The following is a 17,123-nucleotide window of genomic DNA, read 5'->3' on the forward strand; positions in this document are numbered from 1 at the left end:
CGGTGCTTTCCTGTGGTTCCGGTTATTGGTCCGGGCTGTCGATGGTCAGTTTTTGTGGCGCGGTGGTGCTGCTGGCCAGTGGGCCGCTGCGACCGATCCATTCACCGGCAGTGGGCTGGCCGGCGCGGGAAATGCGCGCAACCAGTTGGACTTCGGGAAAGTTGGACAGTTTCAACTGCGGCATCATCGCATCGGCATCGCCCAGTTCTACGGTCACCGGCAGATCGGCCACGGTCAGGCGTTTGGCCGCCAGCGGGGCCGGAGGGCCGGAGGTGGCGCGAGCAAAGATGAATACGCTGTCGCCCGGCTGCACTTTGCTTTTGAGCTCGCTGGCCAGATCGACGCTGACTTTCAGCAGCGCGCCTTTCGCCGCTGCGGGGGCCTGCGCGACTGTGCCGCCACTGGCTTGCAGGCGTTCGGCGGCGCGCTGGATGCCGCCTTGCAGCGCGGCGCGAGAGTTATCCTCCGGTGGCAGTTGCGCGAGCAGGCGGTTCCAATAATCGATGGCTTCCTGATAACGCTCGCCTTCAAACGCAGCGATGCCGAGCAGACCGAGGCTGGTGACTTCCTTCGGATCAGCTTTGAGCGCTTCGTCGGTCAGCGCCTGGATCTTCGGCGACCATTTTTTGCCATCGGCAAAATACTGCGCCTGCGCCCACTGGCCGAGCAGTTCCGGTTGGCGACCGGCAAGGCCCGCGGCGCGTTCGAACATCTTCGCCGCGTCCGCCGGGCGCTCCTGCGCCATGTAAGTACGACCGAGAAAATACAGCCCTTCGGCGGAGTCCGGTTGCGCGGCAACCGCACGTTCCAGGCGCTGGGTCATCTCTTCCATCGACTGCGGCGCCTGGGCGAATTCGCGGGTCAGCTCAACCTTGTCGGCAGCGCCGAAATGCAAGTACAAGCCCAAGCCCAGCAGCGGTACCAGCACGGCCGCGAGTAACGGCAACGGCTTGCCCAGCTTCGACACACGCGGCGCGGCAACCCCTTCGGTATCCGCCAGCAACTCCCGCGCCGCCTCGGCGCGACCGCTGTCCATTTGCGCCGCGTCGAGCACGCCTTCAGCCTGCTGCGCTTGCAACTCGGCGACACGTTCCTGATACAGGGCCACGTTAAGGGCGGTGCGATCCTCCTCGCGTTGGGCGCGACGACCACGCAACACCGGGATCAGCAGAAAACTCAGGGCGACCAGAAGCAGCAGCCCTGCGGCAAGCCAGAAATCAATCATTCTTGGGTTTTATCCAACAGTTGGTCGAGGCGCTGACGTTCTTCGATGGACAGCGATGACGGCGTTGCGGCGCGTTGCCCGCGACGTCGGCGGACGATCACCGCGATCACCACCAAACCGCCCAGCAGCAGGCCGGCCGGGCCGAACCAGAGCAGTGCGGTCTTGGCGTTGAGCGCCGGTTTGTAGCGAACGAAATCACCGTAGCGGTCGACCATGAAGTCGATGATCTGCTGGTTGTCCTTGCCCTCGCCGAGCATGCGGAAAATCTCTTTACGCAGGTCAGCGGCGATTGGCGCGTTGGAGTCGGCAATGTCCTGGTTCTGGCATTTGGGGCAGCGCAGTTCCTTGGTCAGTTCGCGGAAACGCTCGCGATCACCTTCTTTGGCGAATTCATAGGTGTCAATGGCCGCATGCGCGACACCGACCAGACTCAAGCCCAACACCACCGCAGCGAGAAAACGCTTCATGGCTTGGCCTCGTCGACCAGCGCCTGATATTTGGCCGCAAGTTTTTCGCGCCAGACCTGCTCGTCGATCACCCCGACAAACTTGTCGCGGATGATACCCTTTGCGTCGATGAAGAAGGTTTCCGGGGCGCCATAAACGCCTAGATTCAGGCCCAGCGAACCTTCGTCGTCGCGGATATCCAGCGCGTAGGGGTTGTGAAATTCCTTCAGCCATTTCAGCGCGTCGGCGTTGGTGTCCTTGTAGTTGATGCCGTAGATCACTACGCCGCGCTCGGCCAGTTTGTTCAGTACCGGATGCTCGACCCGGCAGGAGATGCACCAGGTGCCCCAGACATTGACCAGTGCCGGTTTGCCGAGAATGTCAGCCTTGGTCAGGGTCTTGTCGCCCTGCACGCTCGGCAGGGAAAACTCCGGGAACGGCTTGTTGATCATCGCCGACGGTAGCTCCGCCGGGTCGAGGTACAGCCCGCGATACAGAAACACCGCCACCAGCAGGAAAATCGCCAGCGGCACCAACATCAACCAACGTCTCATGCCGCGGCTCCCGTCATGCCCAGCGCTTCGCGCACTTTGCTTTTCACCTTGACCCGATAGCGCCGATCCAGCGCCGCCAGCAAACCACCGAAGCCGGTCAGCAAGCCGCCGAACCAGATCCAGCGCACGAACGGTTTGACGTGCACGCGCACTGCCCAGGCGCCGTTATCCAGCGGCTCGCCGAGGGCGACATAAATGTCGCGGGTGAAACCGGCGTCGATCCCGGCTTCGGTCATCACCGAGTTCTGCACGGTGTACAAACGTTTTTCCGGGTGCAGCACGCTGATTTCCTTGCCGTCGCGAATGACCCGAATCGTGCCTTTGTCCGACGTGAAGTTCGGCCCTTCGAAGTGCTTGGCACCTTCGAAAACAAAGTGGTAACCGGCCAGGTCCATCGACTCGCCCGGCGCCAGACGCAGGTCGCGTTCGGCACTGTTCTGGCTCGACAACACCACGCCGAGTGCGCACACGGCGATGCCCAGGTGCGCGATCTGCATGCCCCAATAACTGCGGGTCAGCGTCGGCAGCCCTTTGATCAGGCCTTTGTGGCGAGTCTTGTCGAACAAGTCACGAACACCGGCGAGCAACACCCACGCCGCCAGCAGGAACGTCGCGATCACCGCCCAGTTGAAATCGCCGTAAGCGACACCGGCAATTACCGCCAGCGCGACGCTGCCGAGCAACACCGGGGTGAGCATGCTCGCCAGCCATTTCACCGGGGTATCCTTCCAGCGCACGATCACGCCGACCGCCATGACCAGCATCAGCAACGCCATCAACGGAATGAACAGCGCATTGAAATACGGCGGGCCGACCGACATTTTCGCGCCGCTGAGGGCGTCGAGAATCAACGGGTACAGCGTGCCGAGCAGAATCATCGACGCGGCCACGACCAGCACCAGGTTGTTGCCCAGCAGCAGGGTTTCCCGCGACCACAGATTGAAGCCAACCTGACTTTTCACCACCGGCGCGCGCAGGGCGAACAGCGTCAGCGAACCACCGACGACGAACAGCAGGAAGATCAGAATGAACACGCCGCGCTCAGGATCGGAAGCGAACGCGTGGACCGACGTCAGTACGCCGGAACGCACAAGGAACGTGCCCAGCAGGCTCAGCGAGAAGGCGGCTATCGCCAGCAACACCGTCCAGCTTTTGAACACGCCGCGTTTTTCCGTCACCGCCAGCGAGTGAATCAGTGCGGTGCCGACCAGCCACGGCATGAACGAGGCGTTTTCCACCGGGTCCCAGAACCACCAGCCGCCCCAGCCGAGTTCGTAATACGCCCACCACGAACCGAGGGTGATGCCGATACCGAGGAACGCCCAGGCGACGATGGTCCATGGACGCGACCAGCGTGCCCAGGCAGCGTCAAGACGCCCGCCGAGCAACGCCGCGATGGCGAAGGCGAAAGCCACCGAGAAGCCGACATAGCCCATATAGAGCATCGGCGGATGCACGATCAGGCCGATGTCCTGCAGCAGCGGATTGAGGTCGCGACCGTCGGCCGGAATCTGCGGCAGGATCCGCGCGAACGGGTTCGAGGTCAGAATCAGGAACAACAGGAAACCGGTGCTGATCATGCCCATCACCGCCAGTACGCGGGCAAGCATGACTTGCGGCAACTGCCGCGAGAACACCGACACCGCGAAGGTCCAGCCGCCGAGAATCAACGCCCACAGCAGCAGCGAACCTTCGTGGGCGCCCCACACGGCGCTGAATTTGTAATACCACGGCAGCGCGCTGTTGGAGTTCATCGCCACATAGGCCACCGAGAAATCGTCGGTCATGAACGCGTAAGTGAGGATGCCGAAGGCAAACAGCAGAAAGGCAAACTGGCCCCACGCCGCCGGTTGCGCCAGGCCCATCCATAAACGGTCGCCGCGCCAGGCGCCGAGCAACGGCACCACGGCCTGCACCAAGGCAAAACACAGGGCCAGAATCATCGCCAGATGACCCAGCTCAGGAATGAATATCGCCGAGGTCATGTCAGCCCTCCTTGGCAGGGGTTGGCGCGGATTGACCGCTGTCTTTCAGCGCTTTGGTCACTTCTGGCGGCATGTACTTCTCGTCGTGCTTGGCCAGCACTTCATCGGCCACCACCACCCCGTCGGCGTTGAGTTTGCCGAGGGCAACGATGCCCTGCCCTTCGCGGAACAGGTCCGGGAGGATGCCGCGATAGGCGATGGTCACGGACTTGTTGAAATCGGTGACGACGAATTTGACGTCCAGCGAGTCCTTCGAGCGTTGCAGCGAACCCTTCTCGACCATGCCGCCAGCGCGGATGCGCGTGTCTTGCGGCGCTTCGCCGTTGGCGATCTGTGTCGGCGTATAGAACAGGTTGATGTTCTGCTGCAGGGCACTGAGGGCCAGGCCGACGGCAGCGCCGACCCCGACCAGAATGGCCAGAATGATGATCAGACGTTTCTTGCGCAGCGGATTCACTGGCCGTTCTCCCGGCGCAGACGACGCGCCTCTTGTTGCAGATAGCGCTTGCGGGCCAGGATCGGCGCCGCCACGTTGAGAGCCAGCACCGCCAGACAGATGCCGTAGGCCGACCAGACATACAGGCCGTGATGGCCCATGGCGAGAAAGTCGCCGAATGACGCGAAACTCATCGAGCGACCTCCAGACTGTGCTGCACTTCGGCTTTGACCCAACTGGCGCGGGCTTCGCGCTTGAGCACTTCGAGGCGCATGCGCAGCAACAGCACGGCGCCGAAGAAGCAGTAGAAACCCAGCACCGTCAGCAGCAGCGGCAGCCACATCTCCGCCGGCATCGCCGGTTTTTCGGTCAGGGTGAATGTCGCGCCCTGATGCAGGGTGTTCCACCACTCCACCGAGTATTTGATGATCGGGATGTTGATCACGCCGACGATGGCCAGCACGGCGCAGGCCTTGGCGGCGCTGTCGCGGTTGCTGATGGCATTGCCCAGCGCGATCACGCCGAAATACAGGAACAGCAAAATCAGCATCGAAGTCAGGCGCGCATCCCAGACCCACCACGAACCCCAGGTCGGTTTGCCCCAGATCGCCCCGGTGACCAGCGCCACGGCGGTCATCCACGCACCGATCGGGGCGGCGCATTGCAGGGCGACATCGGCCAGTTTCATTTTCCACACCAGCCCGACCACGCCGCACACCGCCAGCATCACGTAGATCGACTGAGCGAGCATCGCCGCAGGGACGTGGATGTAGATGATGCGGAAGCTGTTGCCTTGCTGATAGTCCGGCGGCGCGAAGGCCAAGCCCCAGACGACGCCGACCGCGATCAGCAGCAACGCGGCGATGCTCAGCCACGGCAGGAACTTGCTGCTGATGCCGTAAAACCATTTGGGCGAGCCGAGCTTGTGAAACCAGGTCCAGTTCATGTTGTTTCCATCACGGGTGCCGCTCCTCGATGTGAGCTGGCGCGGGTCATTCTTTTCGACAAAGTGGTTAAATTTTAACCAGACCTCATTATTATTCGCCGACGCTGATCTTCAGGCCAGCCGCTATTGCAAACGGTGTCAGGGTGATCGCCAGGGCGGTCAGGCTACCCAGCCACAGCAGATACCCGGTCGCCGGCATACCCTGCAAGGCGGCCTGCAAGGCGCCACTGCCGAGGATCAACACCGGGATGTACAACGGCAGAATCAGCAGCGCCAGCAACAGGCCGCCGCGTTTCAATCCCACCGTCAACGCCGCGCCCACCGCGCCGAGCAAGCTCAGTACCGGTGTGCCCAGCAGCAACGACAACAGCAAAACCGGCAGGCAGGCGGTCGGCAAACCGAGCATCAGCGCCAGCAACGGCGAGAGCAGCACCAGTGCCAGACCGGAGAAAAGCCAGTGTGCCAGCACCTTGGCCAGGACCAGAAGCGGCAACGGGTGCGACGAAAGGACCCACTGTTCCAGCGAGCCGTCTTCGAAGTCACTGCGGAACAGTCCGTCCAGCGACAGCAGGACCGACAATAACGCCGCCACCCAGACTAACCCCGGGGACAGGTTTTGCAAGACCTGAGTTTCCGGGCCGACGGCCAGCGGGAACAACGCAATGACGATGGCGAAGAAAATCAGCGGATTGGCCAGCTCCGCCGGACGGCGAAACAGCAGTCGGGACTCACGGGCGAGCAGCAGGCCGAAGACACTCATACGGCCCATTTCCCCAGATCGATATCGCGATAACCGGCCGGCATCCGGCTCAGCGTGTGGTGCGTGGTCAGCACCACCAGACCACCGCGTTCGCAGTGTCCCGCCAAGTGCTCTTCGAGTTGCGCGACGCCCTGTTTGTCGAGGGCGGTGAACGGCTCATCGAGAATCCACAGCGGCGGGCTGTCCAGATACAACCGCGCCAATGCCACGCGACGTTGCTGACCGGCCGACAGATTGTGGCAGGGAACATCTTCAAAACCGCGCAATCCTACTGCTGCCAGTGCTTGCCAGATCGCCTCGCGCTCGGCGGGCTGATGCAGGGCGCAGAGCCAGGACAGGTTTTCTTCCGCCGTCAGCAGATCCTTGATCCCGGCGGCGTGGCCGATCCACAGCAGGTTGCGGTCGAGTTCGTGGCGTTGTTCGGTCAGTGGCTGACCGTTGAGCAGGACCTGGCCGTCAGTCGGTTGCATCAGACCGGCCAGCAGACGTAAAAGACTGGTTTTGCCGCTGCCGTTGGGGCCGCTGATCTGCACCATATCGCCACCGGCCAGGCGCAATTCGAGGTTCTCGAAAAGCAGCCGCAGATCACGTTCACACGCCAGGGCAATGGTTTGCAGGACAGGACTGGTCAAGGGATCACGGGCCTTATACGGTTCAAGTCGGCTCTGGCGCGGCCGTTAAAGAGAGGCAGCATAGCTGCATTGACGGCTCGAACTGGCGAGCTGGATCAAACAATTGCTATGTTTTTTCAACGAAGCGCACGACGCGCGGCATTATACATGCCGTGCCTTACTCTCAAGAGCGCAATTTCCTCAGGTTGTGTCCGCGTATGACAGGCGAAATCAACATCCTCCCGCTGCCGCCCGCCTCTGCGGCGAGCGTGCGCCCGCAGGTCGGCGAACTGCTCAAGCTGCTGACTCCGGTTGAAGGCTTGATCGGCAGCGGCCAAAGCGCCAAGGCCGAGGTGTTGTCGCTCAAGCAGGCCGATCAGACCTTTGAATTGCTGCTCAAGGTGACCGTCGACGGCGGCCGCCAGACCACCGTGCAAGCGACCAGCAATCTGCCCTTGCCGCAAGGCACCAACCTGGCGATCACCCAGCCCTCGGCGGGCAATCTGGCGATCACCGTGCAACAGGCGATCGCCAGCAACGTCGCCGCCCTCACCCGCCTCGATACCGCGCAGTTGCCGGTCGGCACGCTGCTGCAGGGCAAGGTGCTGACCTCGCAGATTCTGCCGCAAACGCCGGGACAAGCGACGGTGTTTCGCTCGATGGTCAGCCTGCTCAACACCGCGTTGAGCGGCAGCACGTTGACCATCGACAGCCCGCAGCCGCTGCGCATCGGCACCTTGCTTTCAGCCATCGTTGAAGATGCGCAAAGCCTGAAATTCCTGCCGCTGAGCAACCGTCAGGAACAACTGGCGGTGAGCCAGCAACTGCTCGGCCAGCAAAGTCGCCAGGCCTCGTTGAGCGGCCTGCTGAACGCGCTGCAAAACCTGCCGCCGGCCACCGGTCAGACCTCCGGCGATTTGCGCGCGGTGGTCGACAAGCTGCTTGCCAGCCTGCCGGATGTGCAACAACTGAGCACCGCCAAAGGCGTGGCGCTGGCCCTGGCCAACAGCGGCGTGTTTCTTGAGACCAAACTGCTGACCGGACAAAACCCGAGCCTTGCGCCGGACATGAAAGCCGATCTGCTCAAGCTCATCGCGCAATTGACCCCGGGCCTGCCGAGCAGCACCAGTTTCAACGCGATCATTGCCGCCAACACCCTGGCGCAAGCGCTGCCGAGTTTCGTGCGCAACGCCCTCGGCATGCTCGGCCAGGTCAGCGCCAAACCGGTGCCGAGCAGCTTCCCGCTGCCCGAACGCTTGCTGCAAAGCCAGGACGGCGAAGGCGATCTGGAGCAGTTGCTGCGCCTCGCCGCTGCTGCGGTGTCGCGCCTGCAAAGCCATCAGCTGTCGAGCCTGGAACAGACCGGCGTCACTGACGACGGCCGCCTGCTCAGTACCTGGCAACTGGAAATCCCCATGCGCAACCTGCAGGACATCGTGCCGTTGCAGGTCAAGTTCCAGCGCGAAGAAGCGCCGGAACGCGAGCCGCAACCCAACGAGCGCCGCGACGAGCGCGAACCCAAACAGCAACTGTGGCGGGTCGATCTGGCCTTCGACATGGAACCGCTCGGACCCTTGCAGATTCAGGCGCAACTGGTGGCCGGCAGCCTGTCCGGGCAGCTGTGGGCCGAGCGCCCGTACACCGCCGACCTGATCGAAAACAACCTGTTCGCCCTGCGTCAGCGCCTGCTCGATCGCGGCCTGAATGTCGGCGACATCGACTGCCACCACGGCACCCCGCCGCAAGGCAACCAAACCCGCCTCGAACACCGCTGGGTCGACGAAACCGCATGAACGATTCCACTGCCCCACGCCAGGCCATCGCCCTCAAATACGACGGCAATCACGCCCCGACCCTCACCGCCAAGGGCGACGAAGAACTGGCCGAAGAGATTCTGCGCATCGCCCGCGATTGCGAAGTGCCGATTTACGAGAATGCCGAACTGGTGCGCCTGCTGGCGCGCATGGAACTGGGCGACAGCATTCCTGAAGAGCTTTATCGCACGATCGCCGAGATCATCGCGTTTGCGTGGAATCTGAAGGGGAAATTCCCCGAGGGACACGACCCGGACGCACCGATGGTCGAGAAGGATGTGACCGATCGCGGGGATGATTACTGATTCGTCAGGCCAACAAAGAGCAATTTCGTACCGTTTATCGCCACTGTCAGATCTGACAGTTGCGCGCCAGGTCGCCGCGGTCGCCAGATAGAAGGACCGCGCACATCAGTGTGATCGTTGCGCCCCTTTTGAAAGGAATGCTCCGATGACGACGGATCAGGCCGGTGACGATAGCCCCGAGGGCAGCGAACCACGGACCCTTTACCCCCCTTATATTCCCGCGATGATCACGCCCATCGACGGAGACGAAGGCTACGATGGTGGAGTTGGCGTTGCAGGCCTTGAAAACGACTTGCTCATTACAATTGATCCCTGGCTCGGTAATGCGCTCGACCAAAAGTGCCTGCTTTACTGGAATGACGAAACGACCCACGTACTCTCTGAAATCGTCGATACGCCCGAAGAACTTACCGAGCCTCTGCGGTTTCATTTACCCGCGAGCCAGATTCTCGATGGGCGCGCCTTCCCGGTTTACTACCGAATAGTATCGCCCAGCGGCAATGAAAGTTGTTCTCGCAAGCTCAACGTGCTGATCAAGCGCGCGTTACCGGGCGGCGTCCTCGACAATCCTGAACCGCTCGGCCATCCGGGTCTGCGCTACAGCCTTTCACCGGATATCAGCGGGGGAGTCGATGGGGAAATGGCGAAGCAAGGCATAGCCATGCTGATCAAGCCCTACGAGAACATGACCATCTTCGACCGCATCGTTGCGACATGGGGCGATGAGCAGGTCATGCATTATCCCGTCACAGCCGAACAGATCAGTGATCCAGACAAACATCCGATCACGTTGATCTTCGATGAACAACTGATTCACCGCGCGGGTAATGGGCCGCATGCAATCACCTATCAGGTCATCGATCGTTGCGGCAACCGCCCGCATGTTCATGCGCCTTGGGCAATTGCCACTAGAACCGTCGTCAATCTTGACCGGATACCGGCGCCCACCGTTTCAGGTGAGCAGGATGGCGTACTGGATCCCGCCTTCGTTACCTACATTCAAGCCGAGGCTTCAGGTACAGGTCTGATAGCCGGTGACGAAGTAAGAGTCCGCTGGCAGGGCCGAGTCGAACATGCGACAGCAGCCCAACGCTTCACGGCAAGTGCACTGCAATTCGCCATCCCGCTCATGTGGGCCAATGAAAGCGATCAAAGCACGGTCACCCTCACCTTGATCGTGACACGCGCAGGAGCCGACCTGACGTCCGATCCGAAATCCCTGGACATCAAAACGACAATCCGCTTATCCCCGCCCAAGATTCTGGAAGCCTACGGTGAGCGAGGTGATCGCCTGAAAATGTCCGACATTTATTATGCAAGGCACGTAACGATTCAGGTCCAGCAATATACGGGGATGGCCATAGGTCAAACCATCCGTGCCCGCTGGGCCGGGCCACGAAACACTTTTGACAGCGCAATCACGCCAGTAACAACTGTCGGCGCGATGAATCTTGAAGTGCCACGTATGGAAGTCGTGGATGCCATCGGTAGCACCGTACCCGTCGACTTCACGGTACGCACTTACATTGACGGCCCATTGCATCGCGCTGATCCGTTGCAGCTGACAGTAGATGCGCAGACGTTCGAATTACCCCCACCGAGACTTTCTTCTGATCGGACCATGGTCACCGTGCGTTATCCGGCAATGACTACCGGATACCAGGCCCGAGTGCGCTGGGGCGGGATCATCACACGCAGAACAGAATGGAAAAACGTGTTCCCCAATACCACCGCGGAGTTTTCGATCCCGATCGATTGGCTGAATGAGAACAAAGGAACAACCGTGCTGATCAACTACAGCGTGCATTTAACCGGGTCCAACGAACAGAGCCAGTTCTCACAGGTATTGAGAGTGGAGCTGTAAACAGTGCAATCCTCGATTGCGTGAACATTGATCAAGGGAGTCGCAAACATGGAAATTGAACAAGTGTCATGGGACCTGCGTCGGCCCACAGTAATCGAAGCGCCGACCAACCAGTTGAATTTCAACGCTGTCTACGGCAAACATTACATCTACGTGCAAATCCCGTACTACATCGGCATGCTCGCTGGTCATACAGTGAAAGTACGCTATGCCTCTGGCCGAAATACCCATCACACCGAGACATTGAAGGTCACTAAACCGTCCCCGTTAAATGTTGCCATTCCGATTTTAGAGGTCGTTGACTCAATCGACAGCAGCGTGTCGGTCAGTTATAGCGTTCGACCATATCCCGGAGCTCCGTTGCAGAACTCGGAAATACTGGATCTGACCGTAATGGAACAGACGTTTGACCTGCCCAGACCGAGACTTTCCAGCGACCGAAAAAACGTGACGGTAAAGTTTCTCAACATGGTGCCCGGCTACACCGTCAGGGTCAGATGGCACGGCGTGGTTGTGCGAGATACCGAAAGCCGCCCCATCCAGAATGACTCCTCAATGAGCTTCAGCATCCCGACGGGATGGGTCACGGAGAACTGGGGAAAACAGGTCATTATCAATTACAGTGTTCATCGATCAGGCTCTGACGACAATCTGATGTTCTCCAGATTGTTGCGAGTCATGCTTTGAAAAATTGTCGGACCATCCAGCGTGAAGCGCCAAGGATTGCGCTTCGCGCTTTTAAACCCGTGCGGTAAAAGTCAACCAGGCGATATTGTATAAATTTCTACTGCACCACCTGATCCACCGGGTGGTAACTGAATACTGCATCTTCGCCGGCAAAAGTTAATTTGATGACTGGAAGAAAATCTCCGGTTTGATTGAAATAATCACTTTGCATGAACTGCACACCTGCTTTAGCCGCGGCGGGCGCCGTGGCAACATAAACGAATGCTTCGATAGGCAGCATTTCGGGTATACCGCGCGGCCACGCAGCAATGACGACTTCGTTGGCCCAGTCCAGATTGTTTGCATTCTGAAAATTATTCCGGCCCTTCAGAAATATCGAAAACTGCTGTGTTTCAGCACCTAATGAACATTGCCGGGCATACCGCGTGCCATCATTCGGCGTCTGATGAAAATGGATCTTCCATTTATCCAGCGTATCGACACCGATCGCGAGACACGACTCTCCATCATCAGGGTAGTAAATATGGTGACCGCATGACTGTTCTCGGTTGACCGTTGCTCCATCTGTAGGGAACGCACACCGTACAGGCGGAACGTGAGCAGCGGCTTTAATCGCAGAATCATAATTCTTGAATATGAAAGCCTGTCCCTCACCAATGTAGAGACTGTCCATGCGAAGGTCTTTGCGCAAATAGGAAAAAGAAACCCCATTGCGCGCAACTGAACTGTCGCTAGGGTCCCATACGTGATAACTCGGCGTTCCTCTGGCAGACCGGATCAAGACACCATTGCAAAAATAGGCTGCCCTACCGGCGCAGTCATCAGATGTGGCTGCGTATCGCGCGTTCAAGCTTTGTGCTACCTGTGCTCCGAAAACCTGATCAGTATTCGAGAAGCTGAACGGCTGAGCGACACCAGCGCTCATGTTCAGCTTTACGATGGGTACATATAGCGATGTCGCCTGATGATAATCACGCTGAAAATTCTGCGCGTCTGCCAGTTTGGCGGGTGTTGACGCATCGTAAAAAACCGCTTCCAAAGGCAACTTCTCGGGTTTGCTTTCATCCCAGGTCTGCACCAATACTTCCATGGGTTTCGCTGTCCAGTCGGCGTCGACCAGTTCATGCGCCTCCAGGCTCGCTTTGAACTGACTCGCCACAAGCGTACTCAAAGAGCATTGGTTTTTCGGCAGCGAATCATGCTCACGGAAGTTCTTCAGCCACGCCGCTGCTGTGGTCGCGGGCACCGCCAACCTGGCGCAATTGGCCAGATCCACGCTGTCCTCTTCGACCTTGGGTGCAAACCCGCAGCCGTGGTCAGCGCGAACATCCAGCGACTCGGTGGGAAAAGGATAAATACAGCGCACATCAAGCGCCTTGTCTTGCGCCAGCGCCGATGTTTGATCCTTGAGAATAAAACCGCTTTTCCTGCCACCATTCAATGCACGACTACCGATATCCGAACGAATATAGGTAAACGCGACTGATCCTAACTCTGTGGCTTTCGAGCCGTAGTCCCAGAATTTGAAAAATGTGCTGTAGTCGACTGCGCGCAAAAGCACGCCTGAACAGTAATACGCTGGCGTGCCGTTGGAACAATTGGCGACATTGCTGCTGTATTTATTATTCAGATCCAGCACTAATGCTTCCCCGGACATGGCATTGGCACTGGACGTAAATAAACAAATCAAGGAAAGAAGGTATCTCATATTCATATCTGCCTGGAATTGAACTCCATGCTGAGTATGTTTTTAAGTAATTAGTGCTTGCCACTGTCAGATCTGACAGTCCCGACCAACGGCTATCCCTATACTTCAGTCGCTTAATCTTCTACGCCCTGCCATACACCGTTCGTCGTTACTGTCAGGTCTGACAGTAGCGCATGGCCGATGCCGCAGCGCTTGATGACGGACCAGACCTGACCCAGGTCGCGCACAGGTCCACCATCTCGAGTGATTGATTCCATGCCAAACGAAAAAGATGATTTGCCGCTGAACAGAAACGCTGAAGGCGAACTGCTGGTCATGGGCGCACGCGGCAATCGAGGTGGTCTGGGCAATTTCTACACGCGCAGCTGGCGACTTGTAGCGCTGGACGCCTCAACGCTCAACCCCTTGAACGTTACGTGGCAGTACGTCGCAGACAAGCAGTCCGTCACCGGTAGCGCGTTTTTTGATGTTCGGCCTTATGAGGAGCTGATCGTCTCGTCAGGCCAGAAACGCATAACCCTCAACCCATCGAATATCATCGGTACCTCATTTGCCCTGTGCGCTCGGCTGGACAGCGGAAAAGTCCATGCGTGGGGCTATGCCGACGCCGGCGGCACCTTGCCGGAACCGATAAAAGAAGTTCACGACGTCGTCGAGCTGTCGGCGGCGATGGGAGCCTTTGCGATCAGGCGCGCACAAGGCAACGTCCTCGCGTGGGGACATTACCCTAACGGCACCGTCCCCGAAGACATCGCACAGCTGGATACGATTGTCGCGGTCTCGGGCAGCACTTATGTGTTCGTGGCGCTGCTTGAGTCGGGCAGGATTGTCGCGTGGGGCAGGCCTGATACGGGAGGTGAACTTCCGGCGGAAATCGCCGATTTGACCGATATCACGCAGGCTTCGGGCGGGCAGTATGGTTTCGCGGCGTTGCGACGCAGCGGCAACGTCGTCTGTTGGGGCTATGAAGACCAATCACCGCAGCTGCCTGACGACATCGCATTGCTCACCGACATCACCAGACTGGCCTGCTCGACTCATGCTTTCGCAGTACTGAGCAACAATGGCCAGGTGCGGGCATGGGGAAGTGATTATGCCGGAGGCAAGGTCCCCTCGGACATCGAAGGACTGCGAGACATCGTCGATGTGGCCAGCTGCGGCTCAGCTTTTGCAGCACGCCGAAGCAATGGGACGCTGGTCGCATGGGGACACGTTCCACCCATGCCAGACGAAATTGCCAGTCGCAACGACATCGCCCACGTCATAGGCTCCGCGACTGGATTCGTCGTGCTGTGCAGGGATGGCGCAGTGCTCGCCTGGGCTGACACTTCCAGCGAAATCAATGACATTCCGTCCGACATTCGCGAGCTGAGGGATATTGTCGCCATTAACGCCAACCAACACGCGGCCGTGGCATTGCGCAGTAACGGCGTGGCAGTGGCGTGGGGAAGAGAGGCCGACGGCGGCGACACCAGCGCTGTTGCCGATTTGCTTACCAACGTACGTGCCGTGTACGGCGGAGGCGATACGTTCGTGGCACTCAGGGCCGATCGTCGAGTGGTAGCGTGGGGCAACGCCGCCTATGGCGGTAACGGTGAGCAGAAAGCCCTGCATCAATCGATCAGCTACACAAAAGCTCCGGCGAGCTGATCCGGACAACTGCAGATCGCGACGCCCTGCGATGCCATCAAGAAAAAAAAACGCAGCCTTCGCCAGCGCTTACATGAGATTCATGTAGGCGCCGTCGAAGGCTGCGATTTTTTGATCTCGCTTGCCGCTAAAAGCTCAAAGCTCCTAACTGTTTTTGTGCAGCTTGCGCATCAACTCCGCCTCAGCCTGGGTCAACCCACACGACTGCGTCAGTTCGTCAACGCTGGCGCCCATGCCCACCAGTTTCGCCGCTTGGGCGAATGACAGGCTCGACGGGTCGCGCTGTTCCAGGGCAACGATTTTGTCCGGCAAGGGGCCGACCACCGCGCGCAGCTCGTGCAGGGCTTCGCCCATGCGCACATTGCCGTTCTGGTAATCGTCGACACGCTTGGCCAGGTCCTTGATGCGCTGATCACGCAGCGCATCGCCCTGGGCCTGCTGCGCTGCGATCACCCGCTGCGCCTTGATGTACGAGACGAACATCGCCAGCGTGCCTGCCCAGAACAGGAACAGGACAATGACTGCAACCTCGAGAATCAAATCAGATGCTCTCCAGTTCCGACCACTCTTCTTCGCTCATCATCTTGTCCAGCTCGACCAGGATCAGCAACTCGTTGTTCTTGTTGCACACGCCCTGGATGAACTTGGCCGATTCTTCGTTACCGACGTTCGGTGCGGTTTCGATTTCCGACTGACGCAAGTAAACCACTTCGGCCACGCTGTCGACCATGATCCCGACCACCTGCTTGTCGGCTTCGATGATGACGATACGGGTGTTGTCGCTGATCTCACCGGTGCTCAGGCCGAAGCGCTGACGGGTGTCGATCACGGTGACCACGTTACCGCGCAGGTTGATGATGCCAAGCACGTAGCTTGGCGCACCCGGCACTGGCGCGATCTCGGTGTAGCGCAACACTTCCTGCACGCGCATCACGTTGATGCCGTAGGTTTCGTTATCCAGTTTGAAGGTCACCCATTGCAGGATCGGATCTTCAGAACCTTTTGCATTCGACGCCTGACTACTCATACCCTGACCCCTCGAAAAAACCGCCCCGGGCGGTGTGTGTTCTGTGTGGTGGCATTGAACAATGCCATCGCCTGATAGTTATGTCGGCTGCTAAGTCGGTTTATGTAGCGGCTTGTTGCCGCTCATGTGCTTCGCCCCGCCACTGGCGATCAACTCGGCCAGCGCGGAGACATCAAGCAATGCACACATGTGCTCGATCACGGTGCCGGCGAGCCATGGCCGCTGACCCCGGTGACTTCTCCATTTGATTTCATTCGGGTCCAGGCGCAACGAGCGGCTGACCTGATGCACCGCCAGGCCCCACTCGTAACCCTGCACCGAAATCACATATTGCAAGCCCTGGCGGAAATCATCGCGATAACGATCCGGCATGACCCAGCGCGCGGTGTCGAGCACCTTCAGGTTGCCGGCCTGGCTCGGCAGAATGCCGAGGAACCATTCCGGCTGCCCGAACAGCGGCGTCAGCTCGTGGCCGGCCAGCGAATAGATCGAACCGAGGCACACCAGCGGCACCGCCAAGGTCAGCCCGGCGACGTCGAACAGCAGGCATTCGAAGGCTTCGGCGGCCCACGCCGGGCGCCCGTCGGCTTCCACCGGCGGCGGTGGGTTGTTCGGCGGCAGGTGCACTTCGACCAGCGGCGGCACCAGCACCTGTGGTTCTTCTGGTTCTTCGACAACCGGGGCCGGCGCCGCAATCTGCTGCTCTGGCACTGTCAGTAATTGGGTTTGCAGCAGCGGCGCCAGGGTCGAGACCACGGCGCGCGGCTCTTCGAGCAAGGCCACCGGTGCCTTGGCCACTGGCGTGACAACGGGCGCAGCGGCAGGTCGGGCGGCTTTCTGCGCATCGCGGGCCTGCTCTTCCAGCACGGCGGCCTGGAACTCGTCCATGACCTCGGTGCTTTCGACGATTTCAGGCTGGGTCTGCTGCGCGACTGGCGCCGGCAACTCTTCGGGCACGTCGAGCAGCAAGTCTTCCAGATAAGACTGCAAGGCGCGTTGCGGACGTGAAGTGAGTTTCACTGGGCGGTTCATCGGTGATCAGCGCCTGGCAGGGAAACCGCGTTGCCTGCTTCGCGAGCAGGCTCGCTCCCACAGGGTTCGGGCA

At 59.6% G+C, this 17,123-nt stretch carries 18 protein-coding genes; 5 read left to right on the forward strand and 13 right to left on the reverse strand.

Annotation, left to right across the window (positions count from 1 at the left end):
- Positions 1-22: 22 nt before the first annotated feature.
- From ccmI to ccmA, 9 genes are all read right to left on the reverse strand, one after another.
- The gene (gene ccmI / locus J3P93_RS19570) at positions 23-1,225 is read right to left on the reverse strand and encodes a c-type cytochrome biogenesis protein CcmI (protein WP_434590911.1); all 1,203 of its coding nucleotides are present in this window, start codon (positions 1,223-1,225) and stop codon (positions 23-25) included.
- The gene (locus J3P93_RS19575; protein WP_434590914.1) at positions 1,222-1,692 is read right to left on the reverse strand and encodes a cytochrome c-type biogenesis protein; all 471 of its coding nucleotides are present in this window, start codon (positions 1,690-1,692) and stop codon (positions 1,222-1,224) included. Before J3P93_RS19575 ends, ccmI begins: the two co-directional genes overlap by 4 nt.
- On the reverse strand, positions 1,689-2,225 hold the full coding sequence (locus J3P93_RS19580) for a DsbE family thiol:disulfide interchange protein (protein WP_434590917.1): 537 nt from the start codon (positions 2,223-2,225) through the stop codon (positions 1,689-1,691). The genes J3P93_RS19575 and J3P93_RS19580 overlap by 4 nt, the downstream gene beginning before the upstream one ends.
- The gene (locus J3P93_RS19585) at positions 2,222-4,210 is read right to left on the reverse strand and encodes a heme lyase CcmF/NrfE family subunit (RefSeq protein WP_434590920.1); all 1,989 of its coding nucleotides are present in this window, start codon (positions 4,208-4,210) and stop codon (positions 2,222-2,224) included. Before J3P93_RS19585 ends, J3P93_RS19580 begins: the two co-directional genes overlap by 4 nt.
- Before the next feature lies 1 nt (position 4,211).
- Positions 4,212-4,667 carry a cytochrome c maturation protein CcmE gene (gene ccmE, locus J3P93_RS19590; protein ID WP_090282386.1) on the reverse strand — a complete coding sequence of 152 codons (456 nt, stop codon included), beginning with the start codon at positions 4,665-4,667 and terminating at the stop codon, positions 4,212-4,214.
- Positions 4,664-4,840 (reverse strand): heme exporter protein CcmD, encoded by a 177-nt coding sequence (gene ccmD / locus J3P93_RS19595; protein WP_007939192.1) that lies wholly within the window; start codon positions 4,838-4,840, stop codon positions 4,664-4,666. Before ccmD ends, ccmE begins: the two co-directional genes overlap by 4 nt.
- On the reverse strand, positions 4,837-5,592 hold the full coding sequence (locus tag J3P93_RS19600) for a heme ABC transporter permease (RefSeq protein WP_434590925.1): 756 nt from the start codon (positions 5,590-5,592) through the stop codon (positions 4,837-4,839). The genes ccmD and J3P93_RS19600 overlap by 4 nt, the downstream gene beginning before the upstream one ends.
- A gap of 91 nt (positions 5,593-5,683) precedes the next feature.
- A complete protein-coding gene (gene ccmB / locus J3P93_RS19605; protein ID WP_093103412.1) occupies positions 5,684-6,352 on the reverse strand; it encodes a heme exporter protein CcmB in 669 nt (222 codons plus the stop codon).
- A complete protein-coding gene (gene ccmA / locus J3P93_RS19610) occupies positions 6,349-6,984 on the reverse strand; it encodes a cytochrome c biogenesis heme-transporting ATPase CcmA (RefSeq protein WP_434590928.1) in 636 nt (211 codons plus the stop codon). Before ccmA ends, ccmB begins: the two co-directional genes overlap by 4 nt.
- A gap of 197 nt (positions 6,985-7,181) precedes the next feature.
- Between ccmA and J3P93_RS19615 the strand changes: the two genes are divergently transcribed.
- The 4 genes from J3P93_RS19615 to J3P93_RS19630 all read left to right on the forward strand — a co-directional run bounded on the left by J3P93_RS19615 (position 7,182) and on the right by J3P93_RS19630 (position 11,633).
- Positions 7,182-8,756, forward strand: a complete 1,575-nt coding sequence (locus tag J3P93_RS19615; RefSeq protein ID WP_434590931.1) for a flagellar hook-length control protein FliK — start codon at positions 7,182-7,184, stop codon at positions 8,754-8,756.
- Complete coding sequence (locus J3P93_RS19620; RefSeq protein WP_434590934.1) at positions 8,753-9,082, forward strand: EscU/YscU/HrcU family type III secretion system export apparatus switch protein; 330 nt, start codon at positions 8,753-8,755, stop codon at positions 9,080-9,082. Before J3P93_RS19615 ends, J3P93_RS19620 begins: the two co-directional genes overlap by 4 nt.
- A 145-nt stretch (positions 9,083-9,227) precedes the next feature.
- Entirely contained in the window at positions 9,228-10,946 is a 1,719-nt protein-coding gene (locus tag J3P93_RS19625; RefSeq protein WP_434590936.1) for a hypothetical protein, read from the forward strand.
- Between the two features lie 48 nt (positions 10,947-10,994).
- Positions 10,995-11,633, forward strand: a complete 639-nt coding sequence (locus tag J3P93_RS19630) for a hypothetical protein (protein ID WP_434590939.1) — start codon at positions 10,995-10,997, stop codon at positions 11,631-11,633.
- Between the two features lie 97 nt (positions 11,634-11,730).
- Here the strand turns inward: J3P93_RS19630 and J3P93_RS19635 are convergent, their stop codons facing one another.
- Positions 11,731-13,341, reverse strand: coding sequence for a hypothetical protein (locus J3P93_RS19635; RefSeq protein WP_434590942.1), 1,611 nt, complete (start codon positions 13,339-13,341; stop codon positions 11,731-11,733).
- A 255-nt stretch (positions 13,342-13,596) separates the two neighbouring features.
- Here J3P93_RS19635 and J3P93_RS19640 point away from each other — a divergent pair, with 255 nt between their 5' ends.
- Positions 13,597-14,991: an RCC1 domain-containing protein gene (locus J3P93_RS19640; RefSeq protein WP_434590944.1), complete on the forward strand. Its 1,395-nt coding sequence runs from the start codon at positions 13,597-13,599 to the stop codon at positions 14,989-14,991.
- Positions 14,992-15,135: 144 nt separating this feature from the next.
- On the opposite strand, the gene J3P93_RS19645 is transcribed toward J3P93_RS19640, so the two are convergent.
- The 3 genes from J3P93_RS19645 to J3P93_RS19655 all read right to left on the reverse strand — a co-directional run bounded on the left by J3P93_RS19645 (position 15,136) and on the right by J3P93_RS19655 (position 17,050).
- Complete coding sequence (locus tag J3P93_RS19645; RefSeq protein WP_434590947.1) at positions 15,136-15,531, reverse strand: DUF2802 domain-containing protein; 396 nt, start codon at positions 15,529-15,531, stop codon at positions 15,136-15,138.
- 1 nt (position 15,532) lies between these two features.
- Complete coding sequence (locus tag J3P93_RS19650) at positions 15,533-16,018, reverse strand: chemotaxis protein CheW (protein WP_090282380.1); 486 nt, start codon at positions 16,016-16,018, stop codon at positions 15,533-15,535.
- Positions 16,019-16,108: 90 nt separating this feature from the next.
- Positions 16,109-17,050, reverse strand: coding sequence for a chemotaxis protein CheW (locus tag J3P93_RS19655; protein WP_434590951.1), 942 nt, complete (start codon positions 17,048-17,050; stop codon positions 16,109-16,111).
- Positions 17,051-17,123: the final 73 nt, after the last annotated feature.

This window comes from Pseudomonas sp. R3-57, assembly GCF_051132065.1.
Classification (GTDB): Bacteria; Pseudomonadota; Gammaproteobacteria; order Pseudomonadales; family Pseudomonadaceae; genus Aquipseudomonas.

Excerpts from the sequence above, each read along its gene's own strand:
- J3P93_RS19615 (WP_434590931.1), top strand. The coding sequence starts at position 7,182 with ATGACAGGCGAAATCAACATCCTCCCGCTGCCGCCCGCCTCTGCGGCG.
- J3P93_RS19655 (WP_434590951.1), bottom strand. The coding sequence starts at position 17,050 with ATGAACCGCCCAGTGAAACTCACTTCACGTCCGCAACGCGCCTTGCAG.
- J3P93_RS19575 (WP_434590914.1), bottom strand. The coding sequence starts at position 1,692 with ATGAAGCGTTTTCTCGCTGCGGTGGTGTTGGGCTTGAGTCTGGTCGGT.
- ccmD (WP_007939192.1), bottom strand. The coding sequence starts at position 4,840 with ATGAGTTTCGCGTCATTCGGCGACTTTCTCGCCATGGGCCATCACGGC.
- J3P93_RS19620 (WP_434590934.1), top strand. The coding sequence starts at position 8,753 with ATGAACGATTCCACTGCCCCACGCCAGGCCATCGCCCTCAAATACGAC.
- J3P93_RS19600 (WP_434590925.1), bottom strand. The coding sequence starts at position 5,592 with ATGAACTGGACCTGGTTTCACAAGCTCGGCTCGCCCAAATGGTTTTAC.
- J3P93_RS19635 (WP_434590942.1), bottom strand. The coding sequence starts at position 13,341 with ATGAGATACCTTCTTTCCTTGATTTGTTTATTTACGTCCAGTGCCAAT.
- J3P93_RS19580 (WP_434590917.1), bottom strand. The coding sequence starts at position 2,225 with ATGAGACGTTGGTTGATGTTGGTGCCGCTGGCGATTTTCCTGCTGGTG.
- ccmB (WP_093103412.1), bottom strand. The coding sequence starts at position 6,352 with ATGAGTGTCTTCGGCCTGCTGCTCGCCCGTGAGTCCCGACTGCTGTTT.
- J3P93_RS19625 (WP_434590936.1), top strand. The coding sequence starts at position 9,228 with ATGACGACGGATCAGGCCGGTGACGATAGCCCCGAGGGCAGCGAACCA.
- J3P93_RS19640 (WP_434590944.1), top strand. The coding sequence starts at position 13,597 with ATGCCAAACGAAAAAGATGATTTGCCGCTGAACAGAAACGCTGAAGGC.
- ccmI (WP_434590911.1), bottom strand. The coding sequence starts at position 1,225 with ATGATTGATTTCTGGCTTGCCGCAGGGCTGCTGCTTCTGGTCGCCCTG.
- J3P93_RS19630 (WP_434590939.1), top strand. The coding sequence starts at position 10,995 with ATGGAAATTGAACAAGTGTCATGGGACCTGCGTCGGCCCACAGTAATC.
- J3P93_RS19585 (WP_434590920.1), bottom strand. The coding sequence starts at position 4,210 with ATGACCTCGGCGATATTCATTCCTGAGCTGGGTCATCTGGCGATGATT.
- J3P93_RS19650 (WP_090282380.1), bottom strand. The coding sequence starts at position 16,018 with ATGAGTAGTCAGGCGTCGAATGCAAAAGGTTCTGAAGATCCGATCCTG.